Here is an 18,377-nt window from a genome sequence, read left to right as displayed (position 1 = left end):
GCACGGCAACGTACTCCTCCGCCGGTGCGCCGAGTTCGGGCACGGACGCGGGAACTGCCGTGCGCCGGCGGCCGGTTCGCGGCACGCACGGGTGTGCGGCCGCCGAGCGGGCGGACGGGCCGGGGCGCCGCCGCCGGACCTGGGGGACGGCGCTGTCGGTCGTGGCCCGTATCCTCATTGACCATGCTCGAAGACCGTGCGACCGCAGTGTCCTCCGCCACGCAGTGGCCGGCCGCGTATCCGAAGGGATACGCGGTCGTTGACGTGGAGACCACCGGCCTGGCCCGGGACGACCGCATCATCTCCGCGGCCGTGTACCGGCTGGACGCGCGCGGCGAGGTCGAGGACCACTGGTACACGCTGGTCAACCCGGAGCGCGATCCGGGGCCGGTGTGGATACACGGCCTGACGAGCGAGGTGCTCGAAGGGGCGCCGCTGTTCGGGGAGGTGGCGGAGGAGTTCGCGGCCCGTCTCGACGGCCGGGTGCTCGTCGCGCACAACGCGGTCTTCGACTGGCAGATGATCGCGCGCGAGTACGCACGCGCGCGGCGCGAGGCGCCGGTGCGGCAGCGGCTGTGCACCATCGCGCTGTCGAAGGAGCTGGGGCTGCCGCTGCCCAACTTCAAGCTGGAGTCGCTCGCCGCGCACTTCGGGGTGGTGCAGCAGCGGGCGCACCACGCGCTGGACGACGCGCGGGTGCTCGCCGAGGCGTTCCGGCCCAGCCTGCGGGCCGCGGCGGCGGGCGACGTACGGCTTCCGCTGCTGGAGTGCCGGCCGCTGACGGAGTGGTCGGACACCCCCCGGATCGGCCGGCAGGCGAGCGGCGGCTACGGCGGCCAGGGCTACGGCGGTTGGCGCCCGTCCCGCAAGCGGCCCGCCTGCCCCTATCCCAACCCCGGCCGCTACGAGGCGGGCAAACGCCTCAAACAGGGCATGCGGGTGGCGTTCTCGGGGGACACCTCCACCGAGCGGGAGCTGCTGGAGGACCGGGCGACCGAGGCCGGGCTGCACGTGGCGACGAGCCTGTCCCGGCTGACCAGCCTGCTGGTGACCAACGACCCCGGCTCGGGCACCTCCAAGGTGGTCAAGGCGCGGCAGTTCGGGACGCCGGTGGTCGACGAGGCCGCGTTCGGACAGCTGCTGCGGGACGTCGAGCCCGCCGACGGATGACCGTACGGACGGGTGATTGGCGCGCGACTCGCGCCGCGCCCGCTCGCCCGCGGGTCGGCCACGGCTCACGCTGTGCCCCATGGCGACATGCGAGGTATGCGGCAACAACTACGGAATGACCTTCGAGGTGCACGCGCAGGGCGCCGTGCACGTGTTCGACTGCTTCTCCTGTGCGATCCACCGCATGGCCCCGATCTGCGAGCACTGCCGGGTGCAGATCATCGGGCAGGGCGTGGAGGTCGAGGGCCAGTGGTTCTGCGGCGCGCACTGCGCCCGGGCGGAGGGGAAGACGGGGGTGGTGGACCGGGTGTGACCCGGTACCCGCCCGAATGCACCCCACGGCCCGGATGTACCGTCGTGGGGTGCACCGCTACCGCTTCCTGCTGACCCGCCAGTGGGTCGTCCTCACCGTCATCGCGATCGCGCTGATCCCGACGATGATCAAGCTGGGCTTCTGGCAGCAGCACCGGTACCAGGAGCGCACCGCCCGCAACGACCTCGTCTCCCGGGCGCTGCACGCCGAGCCCGTCCGCGTGGAACGGCTCACCTCCCCCGGTCACTCCGTGACCCGCGCCGAGAAGTACCGCACGGTCACCGCGACCGGCACCTTCGACGCCTCCCGGGAGGTGGTGGTGCGGCGCCGGACGAACTCCGACGGCGAGGTCGGCTTCCACGTCCTGACCCCGTTCGTCCTGACCGACGGCCGGGTGCTGCTGGTCAACCGGGGCTGGATCCCGGCGAACGGCGTGCAGACCGCGTTCCCCGAGGTCCCCGAGCCGCCCGCGGGCCGGCTCACCCTCACCGGGCGGCTGGAGGCCGACGAGACGACCTCGGCGAGCGGCATCAAGAACGTCAAGGGCCTGCCGGACCGGCAGATCATGCTGATCAACAGCGCCGAGGAGGCCCGCAGGCTCGGCGAGAAGGTGCTCGGCGGCTACGTCGAGCAGACGGCGCCCGCCGCCAAGGGCGGCACCCCGGAGCAGATCTCCGACCCGGGCAGCGAGGACGCCCCGCTCAACTACGCCTACATGCTCCAGTGGTGGCTGTTCGCCGCGGGCGTCCCGGTGGGCTGGTGGTTCCTGGTCCGGCGCGAGCTCCGGGACCGGGACGAGGCGGCCGCCGAGCCGGCGCCGGAGGAGAGCGAACCGGCCGCCGTGTGACGGCGCCGGCGGCCCCGGGCGGCCGTCACTCCCCCGGCGCACCGCCTGGTTGGCCGTGCGGGCCCCCGGGAAACCGGATGCTGTGAACGCGCGCATCGAGGACTACGCCGTCATCGGGGACGAGCAGACCGCGGCCCTGGTCGGCCTGGACGGCTCGATCGACTGGCTGTGCCTGCCCCGCTTCGACTCCGGCGCCTGCTTCGCCAGGCTCCTGGGCGACGAGGACAACGGCCACTGGCGGATCGCGCCGAAGGGCGCGGGCGCCTGCACTCGGCGCGCCTACCGGCCCGACACCCTGGTCCTCGACACCGAGTGGGACACCGCCGAGGGCACCGTGCGGGTGACCGACCTGATGCCGCAGCGCGACCGCGCCCCCGACGTCGTACGCATCGTGGAGGGCGTCAGCGGGCGGGTCACCGTCCGCAGCGAGCTGCGCCTGCGCTTCGACTACGGCTCGATCATCCCGTGGATGCGCCGCTCGGACGGCCACCGGGTGGCCATCGCCGGACCGGACTCGGTGTGGCTGCGCACCGAGCCCCATGTGCGCACCTGGGGCGAGGACTTCTGCACCCGCTCGGAGTTCGCCCTCGCCGAGGGCGAGCGGGTCGCGTTCGTGCTGACCTGGCACCCCTCGCACGAACCGCGCCCCGCGCTCGTCGACCCCTACGCGGCGCTGAGCGCCAGCGTGCGGGACTGGCGGCGCTGGACTGCCCGCTGCCGCTACGACGGGCCGCACCGGGACACCGTCGTACGGTCCCTGATCACGCTCAAGGCGCTCACCTACGCCCCGACCGGCGGGATCGTCGCCGCGGCCACCACCTCCCTGCCCGAGGAGCCGGGCGGGGTGCGCAACTGGGACTACCGGTTCTGCTGGCTGCGCGACTCCACCCTCACCCTGGGCGCCCTGCTGGCCGCCGGCTACCACGGCGAGGCCGAGGCGTGGCGCGACTGGCTGCTGCGGGCGGTCGCGGGCGACCCGGCCGACCTGCAGATCATGTACGGCGTGGCGGGCGAGCGGCGGCTGCCCGAGTGGGAGCTGCCCTGGCTGCCCGGTTTCGCCGACTCCGCGCCGGTGCGGGTCGGCAACGGCGCCGTCGACCAGCTCCAGCTCGACGTGTACGGCGAGGTCATGGACTCGCTGTTCCTGGCCCGCGACTCGGGCCTGTCCACCAAGCCGCACATGTGGTCGCTGCAGTGCGCGCTGATGAAGTTCCTGCAGTCGGCGTGGCGGCAGCCCGACGAGGGGCTGTGGGAGGTGCGCGGCGGCCGGCGCCAGTTCGTGCACTCGAAGGTGATGGTGTGGGTGGCCGCCGACCGCGCCGTGCGGACCCTGGAGCGGTACCCGGAGCTGCCCGGCGACCTCGACGGCTGGCGGGCGATGCGGGACGAGGTGCACCGGGAGGTGTGCGAGCGGGGGTACGACCCCGGGCGCAACACCTTCACCCAGTACTACGGCTCGCGCGAACTGGACGCGGCCCTGCTGCTGATCCCCTACTACGGCTTCCTGCCGCCCGACGACCCTCGGGTGATCGGCACGGTCGACGCGATCCGGGACGACCTGGACCACGGCGGGCTGGTCCGCCGCTACGACACCGACGCGGTCGGCGTCGACGGCATGCCGGGCGGCGAGGGCGCCTTCCTGGCCTGCTCGTTCTGGCTCGCTCAGGCCCTGCACATGACCGGCCGCAAGGACGAGGCGCGGGAGCTGTTCGAGAGGCTGGTGGGTCTCGTCAACGACGTGGGGCTGCTCGCGGAGGAGTACGACCAGGAACTGGGCCGCCAGCTCGGCAACTTCCCGCAGGCGTTCAGCCACATCGCGCTGGTGAACACCGCCCTCGCCCTGTTCGGCGGCGAGGGGGCAGGATAGGTGCCATGGATCTTGGACTGAAGGACCGGGTGTACGTCGTCACCGGCGCGACGCGGGGGCTGGGCAACGCCGCCGCGCGGGCACTGGTGGCCGACGGGGCGAAGGTGGTCGTCACCGGCCGCGACGAGAAGCGGGTCGCCGACGCGGCGGCCGAACTGGGGCCCGACGCGGTGGGCGTGGCCGTCGGCAACGCCGACCCGGAGGCCGCCGAGCGGCTGATCGCGGCCGCCCGGGAGCACTTCGGCGGCTTCCACGGCGTTCTGGTCAGCGTCGGCGGGCCTGCGCCGGGGTTCGTGGCCGACAACACGGACGAGCAGTGGCGGGACGCGTTCGAGTCGGTGTTCCTCGGCGCGGTGCGGCTCGCCCGCACGGCGGCGGCCGAACTGCGGCCGGGGGGCGTCATCGGGTTCGTGCTGTCCGGGTCGGTGTACGAGCCCATTCCGGGGCTGACCATCTCCAACGGGCTGCGGCCGGGGCTCGCCGGATTCGCGAAGTCCCTCTCCGACGAGCTGGGCCCGCGCGGGATTCGCGTCCTGGGTCTGCTGCCGGGCCGTATCGACACGGACCGGGTGCGGGAACTGGACGCGCTGTCCGCCGACCCGGAGGCGACCCGGGCGGCGAGCGAGTCCCGGATCCCGCTGCGCCGGTACGGCGCCCCGGAGGAGTTCGGCAGGGTCGCGGCGTTCCTGCTGTCCCCCGCCGCCTCCTACCTGACCGGCGTCATGGTGCCGGTGGACGGCGGAATGCGGCACGGGTTCTAGCACCGCCGCCGGGAAGGTTCACGCACCGGTGCCCCTCCCCGGCGCCGGGGCCGCGCGACCGCGGGCGGTCAGGAGACCCGCGCTGGTCAGCGGCCCGGCGTGAACTCGCTCAGGGCCGCGGCCGGATGGTAGACGCTCGGCGCCGGACACACCCGGCTGCCGAGCCGCCGCCGGGAGCGCGGCCAGACCCGCCGACTCGCGCGCGTGTTCAGGGGCCGCGGTGACCGCTCAGGGCGGCGGCCCGGTCGGCGGCCAGGTAGCAGACGCTCGGCGCCGGACACACCCGGCTGCCGGGCCGCCGCGCCCTGACTGCGCGCGCGGTCAGGAGACCCGTTCTGGTCAGCGGCTCGGCGGTGAACTCGCGCGGCCCGGTCGGCGGCCGGCTCCAACCGGAGACCGGCCCGTACCGCAGGCCCGCCACGGCGGCCGACCGCAGAATTCCCGCACCACCGCGGCGGCCGGGCCGCGTCCCGACCGCGGGCGGTCAGGAGACCCGTTCCGGGCGGTGCCTCATCGCTCGCAGCCGCACCGCCGCCGGGAGTGCGGCCAGGCCCGCCGACTCGCGCGCGCGGGTCAGGGGGCCGGCGGTGAACTCGCTCAGGGCGGCGGCCGGGTCGGCGGCCGGCTCCAGCCGGAGGCCGGCCCGTACCGCGGGTCCGCTGCGGCGGCCGGCCAGCAGGACCTCGGCGCCTGCCACACCCGGCTGCCGGGCCGCGTCGCCGGCGAGCGCCGACTCCAGGGCCGGCCCGCGCAGCAGGGCACCCTCGCCGTCCCCCGTGTCGACCAGGATCTCGGCCGGGCGGCGCCGGCGCAGGATCGCGGCGAGCCACCACAGGGCCAGCAGGACGAGGACGGCCAGGCCCGCGATGACCGCCGGCCACCACCAGCCCGCGTCCCGCCACCGGGTGCGCTCGGCGGTGCTGAGCAGGACGTCGTGCGGGCCGGCGTGCGGCCAGCGGCGCGGCACCGGGGCGCCCAGGCCCACGGCGAGCACCGAGCCGCCCACGAGGAGCAGCACGAGCCCGATGAGACAGAGCAGTACGCGGTTCACCCGGCCGGTGCGCACGTCCTCACCCCTTTCGTCCGGGCCGCCGGACGGCCACCGACAGAGCGGGCGGCCGGCTCAGCCCGAGCCCGCTCACCGCTTCGCCGAGCACGGTGTCCAGGTCGGCCCGCACCTCGTCCAGGTCGCGGAAGTGCGCGAGGGCCCGGACGCGGGCGCGGCGGCGGCGCATCCGCACCCGCGCCTCCCGTACGCCCGAGACCTCGAGGGCGCGGTCGCGCAGCACCAGGGCGGCCGCCTCCCGGCGCAGTCCGGCGCGGACGTCGGGGTGCGGGCGCCGCATGGGCAGCAGGCCGCGCAGGCCGGGCGTGACGGCGAGCACGATCAGCCACAGGCCCAGGGCGGCGGTCACGCCGGCGCCGGTCAGCACCCAGACGTCGTCCAGGGGGCGTTCGGCGAGCTGCCGGGCCAGCGCGCGGCGCCAGTGCATCGCGGGGCGGTGGGCGCGTACGGCGACGACGTCGTACAGCAGGACGCCCGCGCCCGCGAGCAGGAGCAGGGCGACGACGCCGGCGGGGATCCGGCGCGGCGACCAGAAGCGGCCGCTGCTCCGGTCGAGCAGGGGCGGCGGGGCCGCGGGGTCCTCGTCGAGGCCGGGGGCGGACGGTCGCCCGGTGTCCTCGGCCGGCCGGGGTTCGCTCATCGCACCCTCCCGCGGTGCGTGCCGGGCACCGGCGCCAGATGCAGCCGCTCCACCCGGACGGCGACCTCCAGCACCTCCATGCTCACCAGTTCGCCCAGCCGCTCGGTCACCCGCCGGCGCACCGCGGCGCAGCGGGCGCCGATGTCGACGGGGTGGGCGAGTTCGACCTGGACGCGGACGCGGGCCGTCCCCACCGGGCTCCCCCGGTCCGAGCCGGCCCGGGGGTGGGGGCGGACGACGACCGCGGCGTGCGGGGCGGCGGCGTCCGCGGGCAGCGGTCCGAGCGCCTCGCGGGCGGCCCGTGAGGCGATCTTCGCCACCACCCGGTCCGCGATCCTGAGGGCGCCGCGCTCACCGGGCGGCACCGGTACCGGGCGCGCCGTGCCGGTCTGCGTGCTCACGGCGGTCATACCCGCCGGTCGGGCCGGTCGCCGCGGCTGCGGAAGAGGTCACCGGGCCGCAGGTCGCCCTCCAGATACCGGCCGGCGACGAAGCCGACGGCGCCCAGCGCCGCCACCAGCAGGAAGGCTCCGAAGCCGCCGAAGTACCCGGCGAACCCCAGCGCCATCCCGGCGATCATGCCGATCATGGCCATGCTCATGCAGCGCTCCTTCAGTCCGTCGGCGGTGCGGTCCCGGGGGCGTGGCCCCGGGCGGGCGGGACGTCACTGGATCCGGGGCGGCTCGGGTTCCTCCTCCTCCTCGTCGGGCAGCTTGACGTCGCTCACCGCGATGTTGACCTCGACGACCTCGAGTCCGGCCATCCGCTCCACGGCGGCGACCACGTTCTCCCGCACCGCGCGGGCGACGTCGGAGATGGCAACGCCGTAGTCCACGACGATCTCCAGGTCGAGCGCGGTCTGCACCTCGCCGACCTCCGCCTTCACTCCCCGGGTCACGGACTTGGAGCCGCCGGGCACCCGGTCGCGTACCGCGCCGAAGGTCCGGGCGAAGCCGCTGCCCAGGGCGTGCACGCCGACCACGTCACGGGCGGCCAGCCCGGCGATCTTCTCCACGACGCCGTCGGCGATGGTGGTCCGTCCCCGGGTCGCCGGGTCGCCGCCGCCGCGTGGGGTGGCCTTGCGGGTCGAAGGCTGTGGTTGGTTCTCACCGGCTGGGCTCGTCGTCATCTCGGTCATCGCCGTACGTCCCTTTCGGTCGTCGTTCTTCGACCACCGTAAGCGCGGTTGCGCGGTTGCGCGCCGGGGATACGGCAGGCTGGAGGAATGACGGCGGATCGGTGGACGCGGGTGGCGGGACAGTACGGGCCCGCCCTGGGCAGACTGCTGCCCCTCGGCGGCCCGCGCGACGGCGCCTGGATCGCCGAGGGCGCGGTGCGGGCGGTACTGGAGCGCGCGGCGGCCGGGGTGCCGGGTGTGCGCCTGGGCACACCGCGGATCACACTCGCCGACCCGGACGAGGTCCGCGAACCCGTCGTGCCGCGGCCGCCGGGCGCGCTGCCGCCGGGGGCCCTTCGGGTGACGGCGGACTTCGCGGCGTCGGCCGCCGAGCCGCTGCAGGCGACGGCGTCCCGGCTGCGGCTCGTGCTGCTGGCGGCCGCGACGGACACCTTGGGCCTCGTGGTCGCGGAGGTGGACCTGCGAGTGACGGAACTGCTGGAGGCGGCGGACGGGCGGGCCGCGCCGGTGGAGGCGCCGCGGCCGCCGGAGGCCCGGGACGCCACGGGCCCCGACGAGTCCCGCGCGGCGGCGGCCGCGCTGTCCGTCCCCGGGGTCGCGCGGCTGACCGGATCGCTCGGCGGTCTCGGCCGGGCCGTGCACGTCGAGGAGCGCGCCGGGGACGCCGCGCTGCCGCACCGGCACGTCCGCGTGGAACTGGCGACGGGCGCGGGCCACCGGGCCGTCGAGGTGGCCCGGCGGGTGCGCGAGGCGGTGCGGGACGCGCTGGACGATCACCCGACGGTGGCGGTGCTGGTCACGAGCGTGGCCTGACCGTCCGGCCGGCGGGCGCGCGGCGCCCCGCGGGCTCAGTCGCCGACGCCGGCCAGATCCCGCAGCCGCCGGGCCTGGGCGGCCCGTTCGGCGGCACGCTGGGAGTCGTAGTCCCGCTCCGGCGCGCCGCGCAGCAGCGCCTTGGTCTCCACCACCGCGTCGCGCGGGGCTGCCAGCAGCGCCGCGGCCAGGTCCCGTGCCGCGCCGTCGAGTTCGGCCGCGGGCACGGCGAGGTTGGCCAGCCCGGAGGCGACCGCCTCACCGGCGCCGACGAACCGGCCCGTCGCACAGATCTCCAGCGCGCGGGCGTACCCGACGAGACCGACCAGCGGATGCGTGCCGGTCAGGTCGGGAACGAGGCCGAGTGAGGTCTCACGCATGGCGAACTGCACGTCGTCCGCGACGACCCGCAGGTCGCAGGCGAGCGCGAGCTGGAACCCGGCACCGATGGCATGGCCCTGGACGGCGGCGATGGACACGATGTCGTTGCGCCGCCACCAGGTGAACGCCTCCTGGTATTCGGCGATGGTCGCGTCGAGCCCGGCGTCGTCACGACGCGCGAGATCGATGAAGGTCGGCTCGCCCGGGATTCCCTCCGGTGTGAACATCCGGCGGTCCAGCCCGGCGGAGAAGGACTGGCCCTCACCACGCAGCACCACGACCCGGACGGAGCCCGGCAGCAGCCGGCCGGCCTCGGCCAGCGTCCGCCACATGGCGGGGCTCTGCGCGTTGCGCTTGGCCGGGTTGGCCAGCGTCACCGTGGCGAGCGCGTCGTCGACGGTGAGCCGTACGCCGTCCTTGTCGAGTACAGGAGCGAGGTCCTGGTCGGGCGAAGCCATGGGGCGCCTCCGATGAATGCGGTCACACATTGCCGTACGGCATGCTAAGTGACTGCACAGTAACCACCCGGCCGCTCAGACCGCCGACCGGGTGGCCACCATCGAAGCCGATGGGCCGCCCGGAGTCAGGACGTAGCGGCCTTCTTGCCCCGGGTCGCTCCGCCACGCCCACGGAGCGTGACGCCCGACTCGCTGAGCATCCGGTGCACGAAGCCATACGAGCGGCCGGTCTCCTCGGCCAGCGCCCGGATGCTCGCACCGGAGTCGTACTTCTTCTTCAGGTCTGCCGCGAGCTTGTCGCGCGCGGCGCCGGTCACCCGGCTGCCCTTCTTCAGAGTCTCGGCCACCCGTGCCTCCTCATGGGAAGTGCGCTCTGGTCTCCTCATGATCACCCCTCCGGGGCGTGATGGCCACCCATTCGGCAAGGTCCGTGAGACATCGACGTGACGACAGGAGCGCGTCCCCACATGCGGAATCGGTGATTCCATGATCCCGGGGACACACGGCCGAACGGGTGGTTCCGCGAAGTGCCAGGTCAGAGACGCGAGGCGGCCGACCCCTTGCCGTGGAAGGGATCGGCCGCGAAATCGGTGTACGACACACGTCGGTACGAGGAGATCTCACACAGATGATGGATCACGGCTCGGCCGAATGATCCATACGCCGTGGATCAGGCTTTCGATCAAGCCAGGGCGACGAGATCCGCGTAGTCGGAGCCCCACAGGTCCTCGACGCCGTCCGGCAGCAGGATGATGCGCTCCGGCTGCAGCGCCTCGACCGCGCCCTCGTCGTGGGTGACCAGGACGACCGCGCCCTTGTAGGTGCGCAGGGCGCCGAGGATCTCCTCGCGGCTGGCCGGGTCCAGGTTGTTGGTCGGCTCGTCGAGCAGCAGGACGTTGGCGGAGGAGACGACCAGCGTGGCGAGGGCCAGCCGGGTCTTCTCGCCGCCGGAGAGCACCCCGGCGGGCTTGTCCACGTCGTCGCCGGAGAACAGGAACGAGCCGAGCACCTTGCGGACCTCGACCAGGTCCATGTCGGGCGCCGCCGAGCGCATGTTCTCCAGCACCGTGCGGTCGGGGTCCAGGGTCTCGTGCTCCTGGGCGTAGTAGCCGAGCTTGAGGCCGTGGCCGGGGACGACCTCGCCGGTGTCGGGCTGCTCGACGCCGCCGAGGAGGCGCAGCAGCGTGGTCTTGCCGGCGCCGTTGAGGCCGAGGATGACGACCCGCGAGCCCTTGTCGATGGCCAGGTCGACGTCGGTGAAGATCTCCAGCGAGCCGTACGACTTGGACAGGCCCTCGGCCATCAGCGGGGTCTTGCCGCAGGGCGCGGGGTCCGGGAAGCGGAGCTTGGCGACCTTGTCGGACTGGCGGACCGCCTCCAGCCCGGAGAGCAGCTTGTCGGCGCGGCGGGCCATGTTCTGCGCGGCGACCGTCTTGGTGGCCTTGGCGCGCATCTTGTCGGCCTGCGAGTGCAGGGCGGCGGCCTTCTTCTCGGCGTTGGCGCGCTCGCGCTTGCGGCGCTTCTCGTCGGCCTCGCGCTGCTGCTGGTAGAGCTTCCAGCCCATGTTGTAGACGTCGATCTGGGCGCGGTTGGCGTCCAGGTAGAACACCTTGTTGACGACCGTCTCGACCAGGTCGACGTCGTGGGAGATCACGATGAAGCCGCCGCGGTAGGTCTTCAGGTAGTCGCGCAGCCAGATGATCGAGTCGGCGTCGAGGTGGTTGGTCGGCTCGTCCAGCAGCAGGGTGTCCGCGTCGGAGAACAGGATGCGGGCCAGCTCGATGCGCCGGCGCTGACCTCCGGAGAGCGTGTGGAGCGGCTGGCCGAGGACCCGGTCGGGCAGGTTGAGCGCCGCGGCGATGGTGGCGGCCTCGGCCTCGGCCGCGTAGCCGCCCTTGGTCAGGAACTCGGTCTCCTGGCGCTCGTACTGCTTGAGGGCCTTCTCGCGGGTGGCGCCCTGGCCGTTGGCGATGCGCTGCTCGTTCTCGCGCATCTTGCGCAGCAGCACGTCCAGGCCGCGCGCGGAGAGGATGCGGTCGCGGGCGAGCACGTCGAGGTCGCCGGTGCGGGGGTCCTGCGGGAGGTAGCCGACCTCGCCGGAGCGGGCGATCTGGCCGCCGGCCGGGATGCCCTCGCCGGCCAGGCACTTGGTCAGGGTGGTCTTTCCCGCGCCGTTGCGGCCGACGAGGCCGATGCGGTCGCCCTTGGCGACACGGAAGGTGGCGTTCTCGATGAGGACGCGCGCACCGGCGCGCAGCTCGATACCGGAAGCGGAGATCACGGACAGACTCCAGGGCGTACTGAGGATTGGCGGTGGGCGGCTGCGGACGTTCCCGCCGTCTAATGCGCGAGGAGAATGGCCATGGGCCAAGTCTAACGGGACCGTGCAAGCGCTTTTCGCTGCGTCCGCGGGCCGCCGGCCCGGGGCGGCCGCGGGCGTGACCCGGGCGGCCGCCCGGCGCCCCGGGTCAGCCGCCGGTGTGCACCTGGAAGGCGGCCCGGCGCACGGCCTTGGCGAGGGCCGGGTCCGGGTGGGCGGCGGCGAGGGCCACCAGGACCTGCACGGTGCGCGGGTGGCCGACGGCGCGGACCTCGTCCAGCAGCGTGGGCACGGTCGGCTGCACCGCGGCCTCCAGGTGCCGCACCAGCATCGACGTCTCGCCGTGGTCGGCGACGGCGGCCGCGGTGTCGACCCACAGCCAGGTGGCCTCCTCGCGGGTCAGGACCTCGTGGGCGTCCTCCGGGTCGACGCCGTCGTGCTCGGCCAGCCACAGCAGCGCGTACGGCCGCAGGGCGGGGTCGTCCAGCACCGCGTGCACCTCGGGTTCGGCGGGGGCGCCGACGACGCGCAGCGCCTCGAAGGCGAGGCCGCGCAGCAGGGCGTCGTCGCCCCGGGCCGCGGCGAGCAGCTCGGTGACGGCGCTGCCGACGGGGCGGGCGGCGAGCCAGGCGCGGTACTCGGCGCGGGCGGCGTTGGGGCGGAGCTGGGCGCAGCCGCGGAGCATGTCCTCGGCCGACTGCTCGATGTTGCCGGCGGGGCTCTGCGCGGCCACGCAGATCTGCTCCAGCTTGACCCAGACCGCCCAGCTGCCCAGCGGGGTGAGCGTGGCCTGGCCGTCGCCGTAGGTCAGGGCGCCGACGGAGGCGAGGGCCGTCAGGGCCCACTCCAGGAGCGGGGCGAGCGGGGTGTCCCCGGCGGGCGCGGGTTCCGCGGGGGCGGCGGCGCCCGCGGGGGCCGGGGAGCCGCCTTCGCCGGGCTCGTAGGAGACCTCGCAGCGCTCGGTGCGCAGTTCGGTGACCCGCTGCTGGAGCAGGTCGAGGAGCTGCTCGACGGGCACCGGGCCGGCGGAGAGCTGGAGGAAGGAGAGCACCTGGGGCATGGCCGAGACGACCTCGGCGACGGCGGCCGGCTCGGCCTCCGCGGGCTCCGGGCCGGCGAGCGACCAGGCGTCGAACAGGGCGACCCAGCCGCGCAGCACGGCGCTGTCGTCGCGGTCCCAGGCACGCAGGCGCCATCCCGGGCGCGCGTTGTCCCCGTGCACCTCGATGAGTCCGGCGAGCCGGGCGGTGTCCCAGTCGGCGCGGATCCGGTCCGGGTCGAGACCGAGGCCTGCGGCGGCGCGCTCGGCGGTCGCGTCGGAGAGGGTGGCCTTGCCGTCCGCGGTGGCGGCGTCGCTGCCGGGACCGAGGGCGGAGTCGGCCCAGCGGGCGACCCGGACCGCGCCGGCCAGACCGGTGCGCGCCATTCTGGCCAGCTCGGCCGGGGCGGGGGTGCCCTCCGGCGGCCGGGGTGCGGGGCGGCGCGGGCGCCGCTGGTTCACAGCTCTGGGGGCGGCGGCCAGGGGTCGCGGTCGGACGAGTCGAAGCCTGGAGTCGCGCGGGATACGGGACGTCACGGGGTGCAGTCTTCCGGTTGACCGTCCGAAAACCCAAACGGAATGTCACGGGGGGCTACGGGAGTGGCCAAGGCACGCGGGCCGGAGGCGGCTCCGCGGGCGGGATCGGGCCAGTGGTACGGCCCTTGACGCACCGGCCGTACCAGTGGCCGTCCGGCCCGTAGCGGAGGGAGCCGCGTGCCGGTCACATCAGCGGGGTCAGGAACCGGCGCAGCCGCTCCTCGTACTCCTCCGGGTCGGCGTTCCACATGGCCGCGTGCGGGGCCTGCGGCACGGTGTGCAGCGCGACCAGGTCGGGGCGGCGGGCGGCGAGGCGGCGGGAGTGGGCCCACGGGGCCACCACGTCGTCGGGACCGTGGATGATCAGCGTGGGCACGGCGAGCCGGTCGGAGTCGGCGGTCCCGGCGCCGCGGTCGGCGTGCAGTCCGGCCCGGCCCTGTGCGGCCCGCACCGCCAGCGGCAGCAAGGCGTCGGGGGTGTGCCGGGCCTGGGCGAGGGCGCGCAGGGCCGCCTGCCAGCTCAGCACCGGGGAGTCGAGGACCAGCCCGGCGACGCGCTCGCGCACGGCGGAGTGCTCGGCGGCGCGCAGGGCCATGGTGGCGCCGGTGGACCAGCCGAGGAGGACGACCCGGCGGGCGCCGTAGCGGACGGCGTAGCGGATCGCCGCGTCCACGTCGCGCCACTCCGTCTCGCCGAGGTGGTTCAGGCCGTCCGGGGAGCGCGGGGCGCCCAGGTCGCCGCGGTAGGCGAGGGCGAGGACGGGGACGCGGCGGCGGTGCAGGTTCGCCATGACGTTCAGGGCGAGCTCGCGGGTGGTGCCGAGGCCGTGCACCGCGATCACCCAGGTGTCCCGGTGGCCGGGCACGAACCAGGCGGGCAGCGGGCCGAGTTCACCGGGGACGTCGATGTCGGCGTGGTCGAGGCCGAGGGCGGTGCCCGGGTTGCCGACGTGCACGTTGGGGGTGAGCCAGGCCGCGTCGCCGGGGGCGAAGGACCCGTGGGTGACGCGTTCCAGGCGTCTGACGACGGTGTCGGCGGTGTGCTCGGCCGAGTCCAGCGGGGGCCCGACGACCGCGTGCGAGCCGTCGCCGGCCAGGCCGTAGGTGCCGGGGCGCAGCGAGGCGAGGTCGCGGGTGAGGGTGATCCGCCCGGGCGCGGTGCCGTGCACGGTGAGCCGGGGTTCGGTGGGCAGGGGCCTGCCGGGTGGAGCCTTCAGCGCCGCGTCGCTGGCCAGCCGGCCGGCGGCGACGGAGGCCGCTCCGGCGGCCAGGACGGCGCCGAGGGCGGCGGCGGTCGCTCTGACGGTGCGCACGGCTCCAGTGTCCTGGGGGCCGCCGGAACCGGCCAGCCGGAGGAGCGGGCCGGACGGCCCGGTGCGGCGGCCGAGGGGCGGCCGGACGGCAGGGGGCCGGAGCGGGTGGCTGTGCGACGACAAGGGGTCACCTCCGTTGGCCGTATCCCTTCAAGCGTGCCCCGGCCTCCGCGATGTGTGCCTCCGTCAGCAGGGCGGGCGTGAGGCCCGGCACGGAGGACGCCGTCAGCCACAGCCGGCACATCCACTCGAGCTGGGCGGTGCGGTCGTAGGCCTGGTCGAGGGTGGCGCCGTGGGTGACCGTGCCGTGGTTGCGCAGCAGGCAGCCGGAGCGGCCGGCCAGCGCCGCGAGCATGTTGCCGGCCAATTCGTCGGTGCCGTAGGCGGCGTAGGGGGCGACCCGTACGGGGCCGCCGAGGGAGGCGGTCATGTAGTGGATCGGGGGCAGCTCGGTGACGAGGGTGGAGACCGCCGTGGCGTGCACGGCGTGGGTGTGGACGACGGCGCGGGCGTCGGTGCTGCGGTAGACGGCGAGGTGCATGGGCAGCTCGCTGGTCGGCACGAGGGTGCCGAGCACCTGCCGGCCGTCGAGGTCGACGCCGGTGATGTCGGCCGGGGTGAGCCGGTCGTAGGGCACGCCCGACGGGGTGACCAGCACGACGTCCCCCACGCGGGCGGAGACGTTGCCCGAGGTGCCGACGACCAGCCCGTCGGCCACGGTCCGGCGGGCCGTCGCGACCAGCGCCGCCCAGCTCCGCTCCTGCTGCTCTTCCGCGTCCCGCCGCTGTCCAGCCATGCCGCGATCCTGCCAGCCCGCCCGGTGCGGGGAAGTCCGCCGGCGGACTTCCGTCCGGAACCCGTGCCGCCGGACGAGTGGATACCGGTGCGAAACGCACCTAAACGCACTTGATCGGGTGATATCCAAGCATCTAATGATCATTAATGCCCGCAGTCGCACGACGCTGCACCGTCACACCAGGGGGACGCATGGCCCGTGACCGCTCACCCTCCCGCCCCCGCCGTCGCGCGGCCGTGGTCGCGGCCGCCGCGGCCGCGCTCGTCCTCGCGGGCGCCCGGTGCGCCGCCGCCGGGCCGTCGGCCGCGGTGGCGGCGGGCCTGCCGCGGGGGCACGACGTGTCCTCGCACCAGGGACACGTCGACTGGCCCGCCGCCCGGTCGGACGGCGCTCGGTTCACCTACATCAAGGCGACGGAGTCCACGGACTACCGCAATCCCTATTTCGCCCGGCAGTACGCGGGCGCGCGCCGGGCGCACCTGATCCGCGGCGCCTATCACTTCGCCCGCCCCGACCAGTCCTCCGGCGCCGCCCAGGCCGCGTACTTCGTACGGCACGGCGGCGACTGGCGGGCGGACGGCTGGACCCTGCCGCCGGCCCTCGACATCGAATACGACCCGTACGACGGCAGGCACATCTGCTACGGGCTCGGCCACCGGCGGATGGTCCGCTGGATCCGCTCGTTCAGCGACGAACTGCACCGGCTCACCGGCCGGCGTCCGGTGATCTACACGACCGCCCGGTGGTGGGCCTCCTGCACCGGCGGCAGCCGCGCCTTCGCCTCCGACCACCCGCTGTGGATCGCCCGTCACGGCACGTCAGCGCCGGGATCGCTGCCCGGCGGATGGTCGTCCTGGACCTTCTGGCAGTACGGCACCGAGGGCGGTCTGCCGGGTGACCAGAATCTCTTTCACGGGCCGCCGAGCCGGCTGCGGGCCTTCGCGCGCGGCCGGTAGCCAAGGGGCGCACGGGCGCCCGACCGGAACGGAATCGCCGACCCCCGTTACCGACACCCCCGCGCCCGACCCAGTTCACCTTCCGTTCACCCAGGTTGCCTACGTTCGACCCGCCAATGACGCTCGAACGATTGCCTGGGTAAATGGAAAGCTTCTCGCTGATCCTCGCGATAGTGGTGGTAACCGCTCTCGCGTTCGATTTCACGAACGGTTTCCACGACACCGCCAACGCGATGGCCACCACCATCTCGACCGGCGCGCTCAAGCCCAAGGTCGCGGTGGCCATGTCCGCCGTGCTCAACCTTGTGGGCGCTTTCCTCTCCGTGGAGGTCGCCAACACGATCTCCAAGGGTCTCGTCGATGAGAACGGCATCCGTCCCGAGGTCATCTTCGCCGCCCTGGTCGGCGCGATCCTCTGGAACCTGCTGACCTGGCTGGTGGGTCTGCCCTCCAGCTCCTCCCACGCCCTGATGGGCGGCCTGATCGGCGCCACCGTCGCCTCGGCGGGCTTCGGCGCCGTCCACGGCGACGTGCTGGTCACCAAGGTGCTGCTGCCGGCGGTCGCCGCCCCGGTCGTGGCCGGCCTGGCCGCCATGCTCGCCACCCGCTTCTCCTACGGGATCGGCGGCAAGGCCGAGGGCGAGGCCTCCCGCAAGGGCTACCGCGCCGGCCAGATCGCCTCCGCCGGACTGGTCTCCCTCGCCCACGGCACCAACGACGCCCAGAAGACGATGGGCATCATCACCCTCGCGCTGATCGCGGGCGGCGCCATCGCCCCGGGTTCCAACCCTCCCACCTGGGTGATCCTCTCCGCGGGCATGGCCATCGCGCTCGGCACCTACATCGGCGGCTGGCGCATCATCCGCACCATGGGCAAGGGCCTGACCGAGCTGCAGCCGCGCCAGGGCTTCGCCGCCCAGACCAGCGCCGCCACCGCCATCCTGGCCTCCTCGCACCTCGGCTTCTCGCTGTCCACCACGCACGTCGTCTCCGGTTCGGTGATGGGCGCGGGTCTGGGCCGCAAGGGCGGTGTGGTCCGCTGGTCCACCGCGACCCGGATGGCCGTCGCCTGGGTCCTCACCCTCCCGGCCGCGGCCCTGGTCGGCGCGCTCGCCGAGTCCGTCACGGACCTGGGCGACTGGGGCACCGCCCTCGTCGCGGTCTTCCTGGTCGGCTCCAGCGCCGCGATCTGGAAGCGCTCCCGCCGCGAGGTCGTCGACCACACCAACGTCAACGGCACCGACGAGGCCGCGGAGCCCGTGGGTGTGGTGACCGCCGCGATCGCCGCGGTGACCCCGCCGCCGGCCGGCGTCACCCTCACCGAGGGGCCGGCCATCACCTTCCCGGCACAGTCGAGCGGCCCGGCCCCGGCCACCGCCGAAGTCACCGCACCGGCCGTCCCGCCGGCCGCCACCGTCTGACCCGGTTACCGGAGGAAAAGCAACATGAAGATCGACTGGGCGGCCATCGGCTCCGTCCTCGGCGTCAGCCTCGCCTTCACGGTGGGCCTGGTGGCCCTGTTCACCCTCGGCGTCAACGGCCTGTCCCGGCGCGAGCGGGCGGCCGCGCAGGGCGGCTCCGCGACGCTCGCCGTCACCGGCGCGTACGTGTGCTTCGCGGCGTGCGCGGCGGCCGTGGCCTACGGCATCTACCTGATCGTGGCCAAGCCTTAAGGCAGGCCGTCCCCGAAGAGGCTCTCCGCCGGTGTGTTTCCGGCAGGGAGCCTCTTCTCGTGTCCGGATCCCGCCGGTGTGGGGCTCGGCACACTCTCCCCCCGCAGGTCACAGGCAAGTTGACGGCCCTTCCGGGCCCGTGGTGGACTGCCCGGGCCATGTACGGCGGCAGGAGAGGAAGCCGGTGCGAATCCGGCGCGGTCCCGCCACTGTCACCGGGGAGTGATCCCCGGGAGCCAGGAACTCTCACCGCCGGCTTCGTCGAACCAGGGCGTGGACACCCTGAGTGA

20 protein-coding genes and 1 riboswitch are annotated in these 18,377 nt (G+C 74.5%); of the genes, 9 read left to right on the top strand and 11 right to left on the bottom strand.

All coding sequences use genetic code 11. The features are described from left to right. The first annotated feature begins 183 nt into the window (after positions 1–183). The 5 genes from ACFYU0_RS26050 to ACFYU0_RS26030 all read left to right on the top strand — a co-directional run bounded on the left by ACFYU0_RS26050 (position 184) and on the right by ACFYU0_RS26030 (position 4,958). Positions 184–1,170: a DEDDh family exonuclease gene (locus ACFYU0_RS26050; RefSeq protein WP_389304497.1), complete on the top strand. Its 987-nt coding sequence runs from the start codon at positions 184–186 to the stop codon at positions 1,168–1,170. Between the two features lie 79 nt (positions 1,171–1,249). Next, positions 1,250–1,483 (top strand): hypothetical protein, encoded by a 234-nt coding sequence (locus tag ACFYU0_RS26045; RefSeq protein ID WP_351669110.1) that lies wholly within the window; start codon positions 1,250–1,252, stop codon positions 1,481–1,483. Between the two features lie 34 nt (positions 1,484–1,517). Further along, positions 1,518–2,330 (top strand): SURF1 family protein, encoded by an 813-nt coding sequence (locus tag ACFYU0_RS26040; RefSeq protein WP_389304495.1) that lies wholly within the window; start codon positions 1,518–1,520, stop codon positions 2,328–2,330. A gap of 82 nt (positions 2,331–2,412) precedes the next feature. Next, positions 2,413–4,197 (top strand): glycoside hydrolase family 15 protein, encoded by a 1,785-nt coding sequence (locus tag ACFYU0_RS26035; RefSeq protein WP_351669112.1) that lies wholly within the window; start codon positions 2,413–2,415, stop codon positions 4,195–4,197. Positions 4,198–4,202: 5 nt separating this feature from the next. Beyond that, positions 4,203–4,958 (top strand): SDR family oxidoreductase, encoded by a 756-nt coding sequence (locus ACFYU0_RS26030; protein WP_351669114.1) that lies wholly within the window; start codon positions 4,203–4,205, stop codon positions 4,956–4,958. 484 nt (positions 4,959–5,442) lie between these two features. Here ACFYU0_RS26030 and amaP read toward each other — a convergent pair whose 3' ends face one another. The 5 genes from amaP to ACFYU0_RS26005 all read right to left on the bottom strand — a co-directional run bounded on the left by amaP (position 5,443) and on the right by ACFYU0_RS26005 (position 7,802). Beyond that, entirely contained in the window at positions 5,443–6,024 is a 582-nt protein-coding gene (gene amaP, locus ACFYU0_RS26025) for an alkaline shock response membrane anchor protein AmaP (RefSeq protein ID WP_389304492.1), read from the bottom strand. 4 nt (positions 6,025–6,028) lie between these two features. After that, the gene (locus ACFYU0_RS26020; RefSeq protein ID WP_351669118.1) at positions 6,029–6,664 is read right to left on the bottom strand and encodes a DUF6286 domain-containing protein; all 636 of its coding nucleotides are present in this window, start codon (positions 6,662–6,664) and stop codon (positions 6,029–6,031) included. Then, complete coding sequence (locus tag ACFYU0_RS26015; RefSeq protein ID WP_351669120.1) at positions 6,661–7,074, bottom strand: Asp23/Gls24 family envelope stress response protein; 414 nt, start codon at positions 7,072–7,074, stop codon at positions 6,661–6,663. Before ACFYU0_RS26015 ends, ACFYU0_RS26020 begins: the two co-directional genes overlap by 4 nt. Continuing rightward, positions 7,071–7,265, bottom strand: coding sequence for a hypothetical protein (locus ACFYU0_RS26010; RefSeq protein WP_351669123.1), 195 nt, complete (start codon positions 7,263–7,265; stop codon positions 7,071–7,073). Before ACFYU0_RS26010 ends, ACFYU0_RS26015 begins: the two co-directional genes overlap by 4 nt. Positions 7,266–7,328: 63 nt before the next feature. Continuing rightward, the gene (locus ACFYU0_RS26005; protein WP_351669125.1) at positions 7,329–7,802 is read right to left on the bottom strand and encodes an Asp23/Gls24 family envelope stress response protein; all 474 of its coding nucleotides are present in this window, start codon (positions 7,800–7,802) and stop codon (positions 7,329–7,331) included. Between the two features lie 87 nt (positions 7,803–7,889). Between ACFYU0_RS26005 and ACFYU0_RS26000 the strand changes: the two genes are divergently transcribed. Next, positions 7,890–8,615: a nucleopolyhedrovirus P10 family protein gene (locus tag ACFYU0_RS26000; protein WP_389304489.1), complete on the top strand. Its 726-nt coding sequence runs from the start codon at positions 7,890–7,892 to the stop codon at positions 8,613–8,615. A 35-nt stretch (positions 8,616–8,650) separates the two neighbouring features. Here ACFYU0_RS26000 and ACFYU0_RS25995 read toward each other — a convergent pair whose 3' ends face one another. The 6 genes from ACFYU0_RS25995 to ACFYU0_RS25970 form a co-directional block, all read right to left on the bottom strand. Further along, positions 8,651–9,454: an enoyl-CoA hydratase/isomerase family protein gene (locus ACFYU0_RS25995; RefSeq protein ID WP_351669129.1), complete on the bottom strand. Its 804-nt coding sequence runs from the start codon at positions 9,452–9,454 to the stop codon at positions 8,651–8,653. Positions 9,455–9,579: 125 nt separating this feature from the next. Next, positions 9,580–9,801 carry a helix-turn-helix domain-containing protein gene (locus ACFYU0_RS25990; protein ID WP_010355597.1) on the bottom strand — a complete coding sequence of 74 codons (222 nt, stop codon included), beginning with the start codon at positions 9,799–9,801 and terminating at the stop codon, positions 9,580–9,582. A 335-nt stretch (positions 9,802–10,136) separates the two neighbouring features. Beyond that, on the bottom strand, positions 10,137–11,735 hold the full coding sequence (locus tag ACFYU0_RS25985) for an ABC-F family ATP-binding cassette domain-containing protein (RefSeq protein ID WP_351669132.1): 1,599 nt from the start codon (positions 11,733–11,735) through the stop codon (positions 10,137–10,139). A 187-nt stretch (positions 11,736–11,922) separates the two neighbouring features. Then, on the bottom strand, positions 11,923–13,350 hold the full coding sequence (locus tag ACFYU0_RS25980; protein ID WP_389304486.1) for a hypothetical protein: 1,428 nt from the start codon (positions 13,348–13,350) through the stop codon (positions 11,923–11,925). A 184-nt stretch (positions 13,351–13,534) separates the two neighbouring features. Further along, a complete protein-coding gene (locus ACFYU0_RS25975; RefSeq protein WP_389304484.1) occupies positions 13,535–14,662 on the bottom strand; it encodes an alpha/beta hydrolase in 1,128 nt (375 codons plus the stop codon). A 127-nt stretch (positions 14,663–14,789) separates the two neighbouring features. Continuing rightward, on the bottom strand, positions 14,790–15,458 hold the full coding sequence (locus ACFYU0_RS25970) for a class II aldolase/adducin family protein (protein WP_389304482.1): 669 nt from the start codon (positions 15,456–15,458) through the stop codon (positions 14,790–14,792). 191 nt (positions 15,459–15,649) lie between these two features. Here ACFYU0_RS25970 and ACFYU0_RS25965 point away from each other — a divergent pair, with 191 nt between their 5' ends. From ACFYU0_RS25965 to ACFYU0_RS25955, 3 genes are all read left to right on the top strand, one after another. After that, positions 15,650–16,414 (top strand): lysozyme, encoded by a 765-nt coding sequence (locus ACFYU0_RS25965; protein ID WP_389304480.1) that lies wholly within the window; start codon positions 15,650–15,652, stop codon positions 16,412–16,414. 143 nt (positions 16,415–16,557) lie between these two features. After that, complete coding sequence (locus ACFYU0_RS25960) at positions 16,558–17,835, top strand: inorganic phosphate transporter (RefSeq protein WP_389304478.1); 1,278 nt, start codon at positions 16,558–16,560, stop codon at positions 17,833–17,835. A 24-nt stretch (positions 17,836–17,859) separates the two neighbouring features. Further along, positions 17,860–18,087: a hypothetical protein gene (locus ACFYU0_RS25955; RefSeq protein WP_351669144.1), complete on the top strand. Its 228-nt coding sequence runs from the start codon at positions 17,860–17,862 to the stop codon at positions 18,085–18,087. Between the two features lie 173 nt (positions 18,088–18,260). Then, positions 18,261–18,333: riboswitch (cobalamin riboswitch) on the top strand. Positions 18,334–18,377 lie beyond the last annotated feature (44 nt).

This window comes from Streptomyces sp. NPDC003720, from assembly GCF_042875075.1.
GTDB lineage: Bacteria > Actinomycetota > Actinomycetes > Streptomycetales > Streptomycetaceae > Streptomyces.
Note: the sequence above shows the minus strand (reverse complement) of the source record. Positions and strands in the feature narration are given on the sequence as shown.

What these genes read in the sequence shown, in the direction of transcription:
- ACFYU0_RS26050 (WP_389304497.1), top strand. Translation starts at nt 184, where the DNA reads ATGCTCGAAGACCGTGCGACCGCAGTGTCCTCCGCCACGCAGTGGCCG.
- ACFYU0_RS26045 (WP_351669110.1), top strand. Translation starts at nt 1,250, where the DNA reads ATGGCGACATGCGAGGTATGCGGCAACAACTACGGAATGACCTTCGAG.
- ACFYU0_RS26040 (WP_389304495.1), top strand. Translation starts at nt 1,518, where the DNA reads ATGTACCGTCGTGGGGTGCACCGCTACCGCTTCCTGCTGACCCGCCAG.
- ACFYU0_RS26030 (WP_351669114.1), top strand. Translation starts at nt 4,203, where the DNA reads ATGGATCTTGGACTGAAGGACCGGGTGTACGTCGTCACCGGCGCGACG.
- ACFYU0_RS26020 (WP_351669118.1), bottom strand. Translation starts at nt 6,664, where the DNA reads ATGAGCGAACCCCGGCCGGCCGAGGACACCGGGCGACCGTCCGCCCCC.
- ACFYU0_RS26015 (WP_351669120.1), bottom strand. Translation starts at nt 7,074, where the DNA reads ATGACCGCCGTGAGCACGCAGACCGGCACGGCGCGCCCGGTACCGGTG.
- ACFYU0_RS26010 (WP_351669123.1), bottom strand. Translation starts at nt 7,265, where the DNA reads ATGAGCATGGCCATGATCGGCATGATCGCCGGGATGGCGCTGGGGTTC.
- ACFYU0_RS26005 (WP_351669125.1), bottom strand. Translation starts at nt 7,802, where the DNA reads ATGACCGAGATGACGACGAGCCCAGCCGGTGAGAACCAACCACAGCCT.
- ACFYU0_RS26000 (WP_389304489.1), top strand. Translation starts at nt 7,890, where the DNA reads ATGACGGCGGATCGGTGGACGCGGGTGGCGGGACAGTACGGGCCCGCC.
- ACFYU0_RS25995 (WP_351669129.1), bottom strand. Translation starts at nt 9,454, where the DNA reads ATGGCTTCGCCCGACCAGGACCTCGCTCCTGTACTCGACAAGGACGGC.
- ACFYU0_RS25970 (WP_389304482.1), bottom strand. Translation starts at nt 15,458, where the DNA reads ATGGCTGGACAGCGGCGGGACGCGGAAGAGCAGCAGGAGCGGAGCTGG.
- ACFYU0_RS25965 (WP_389304480.1), top strand. Translation starts at nt 15,650, where the DNA reads ATGGCCCGTGACCGCTCACCCTCCCGCCCCCGCCGTCGCGCGGCCGTG.
- ACFYU0_RS25960 (WP_389304478.1), top strand. Translation starts at nt 16,558, where the DNA reads ATGGAAAGCTTCTCGCTGATCCTCGCGATAGTGGTGGTAACCGCTCTC.
- ACFYU0_RS25955 (WP_351669144.1), top strand. Translation starts at nt 17,860, where the DNA reads ATGAAGATCGACTGGGCGGCCATCGGCTCCGTCCTCGGCGTCAGCCTC.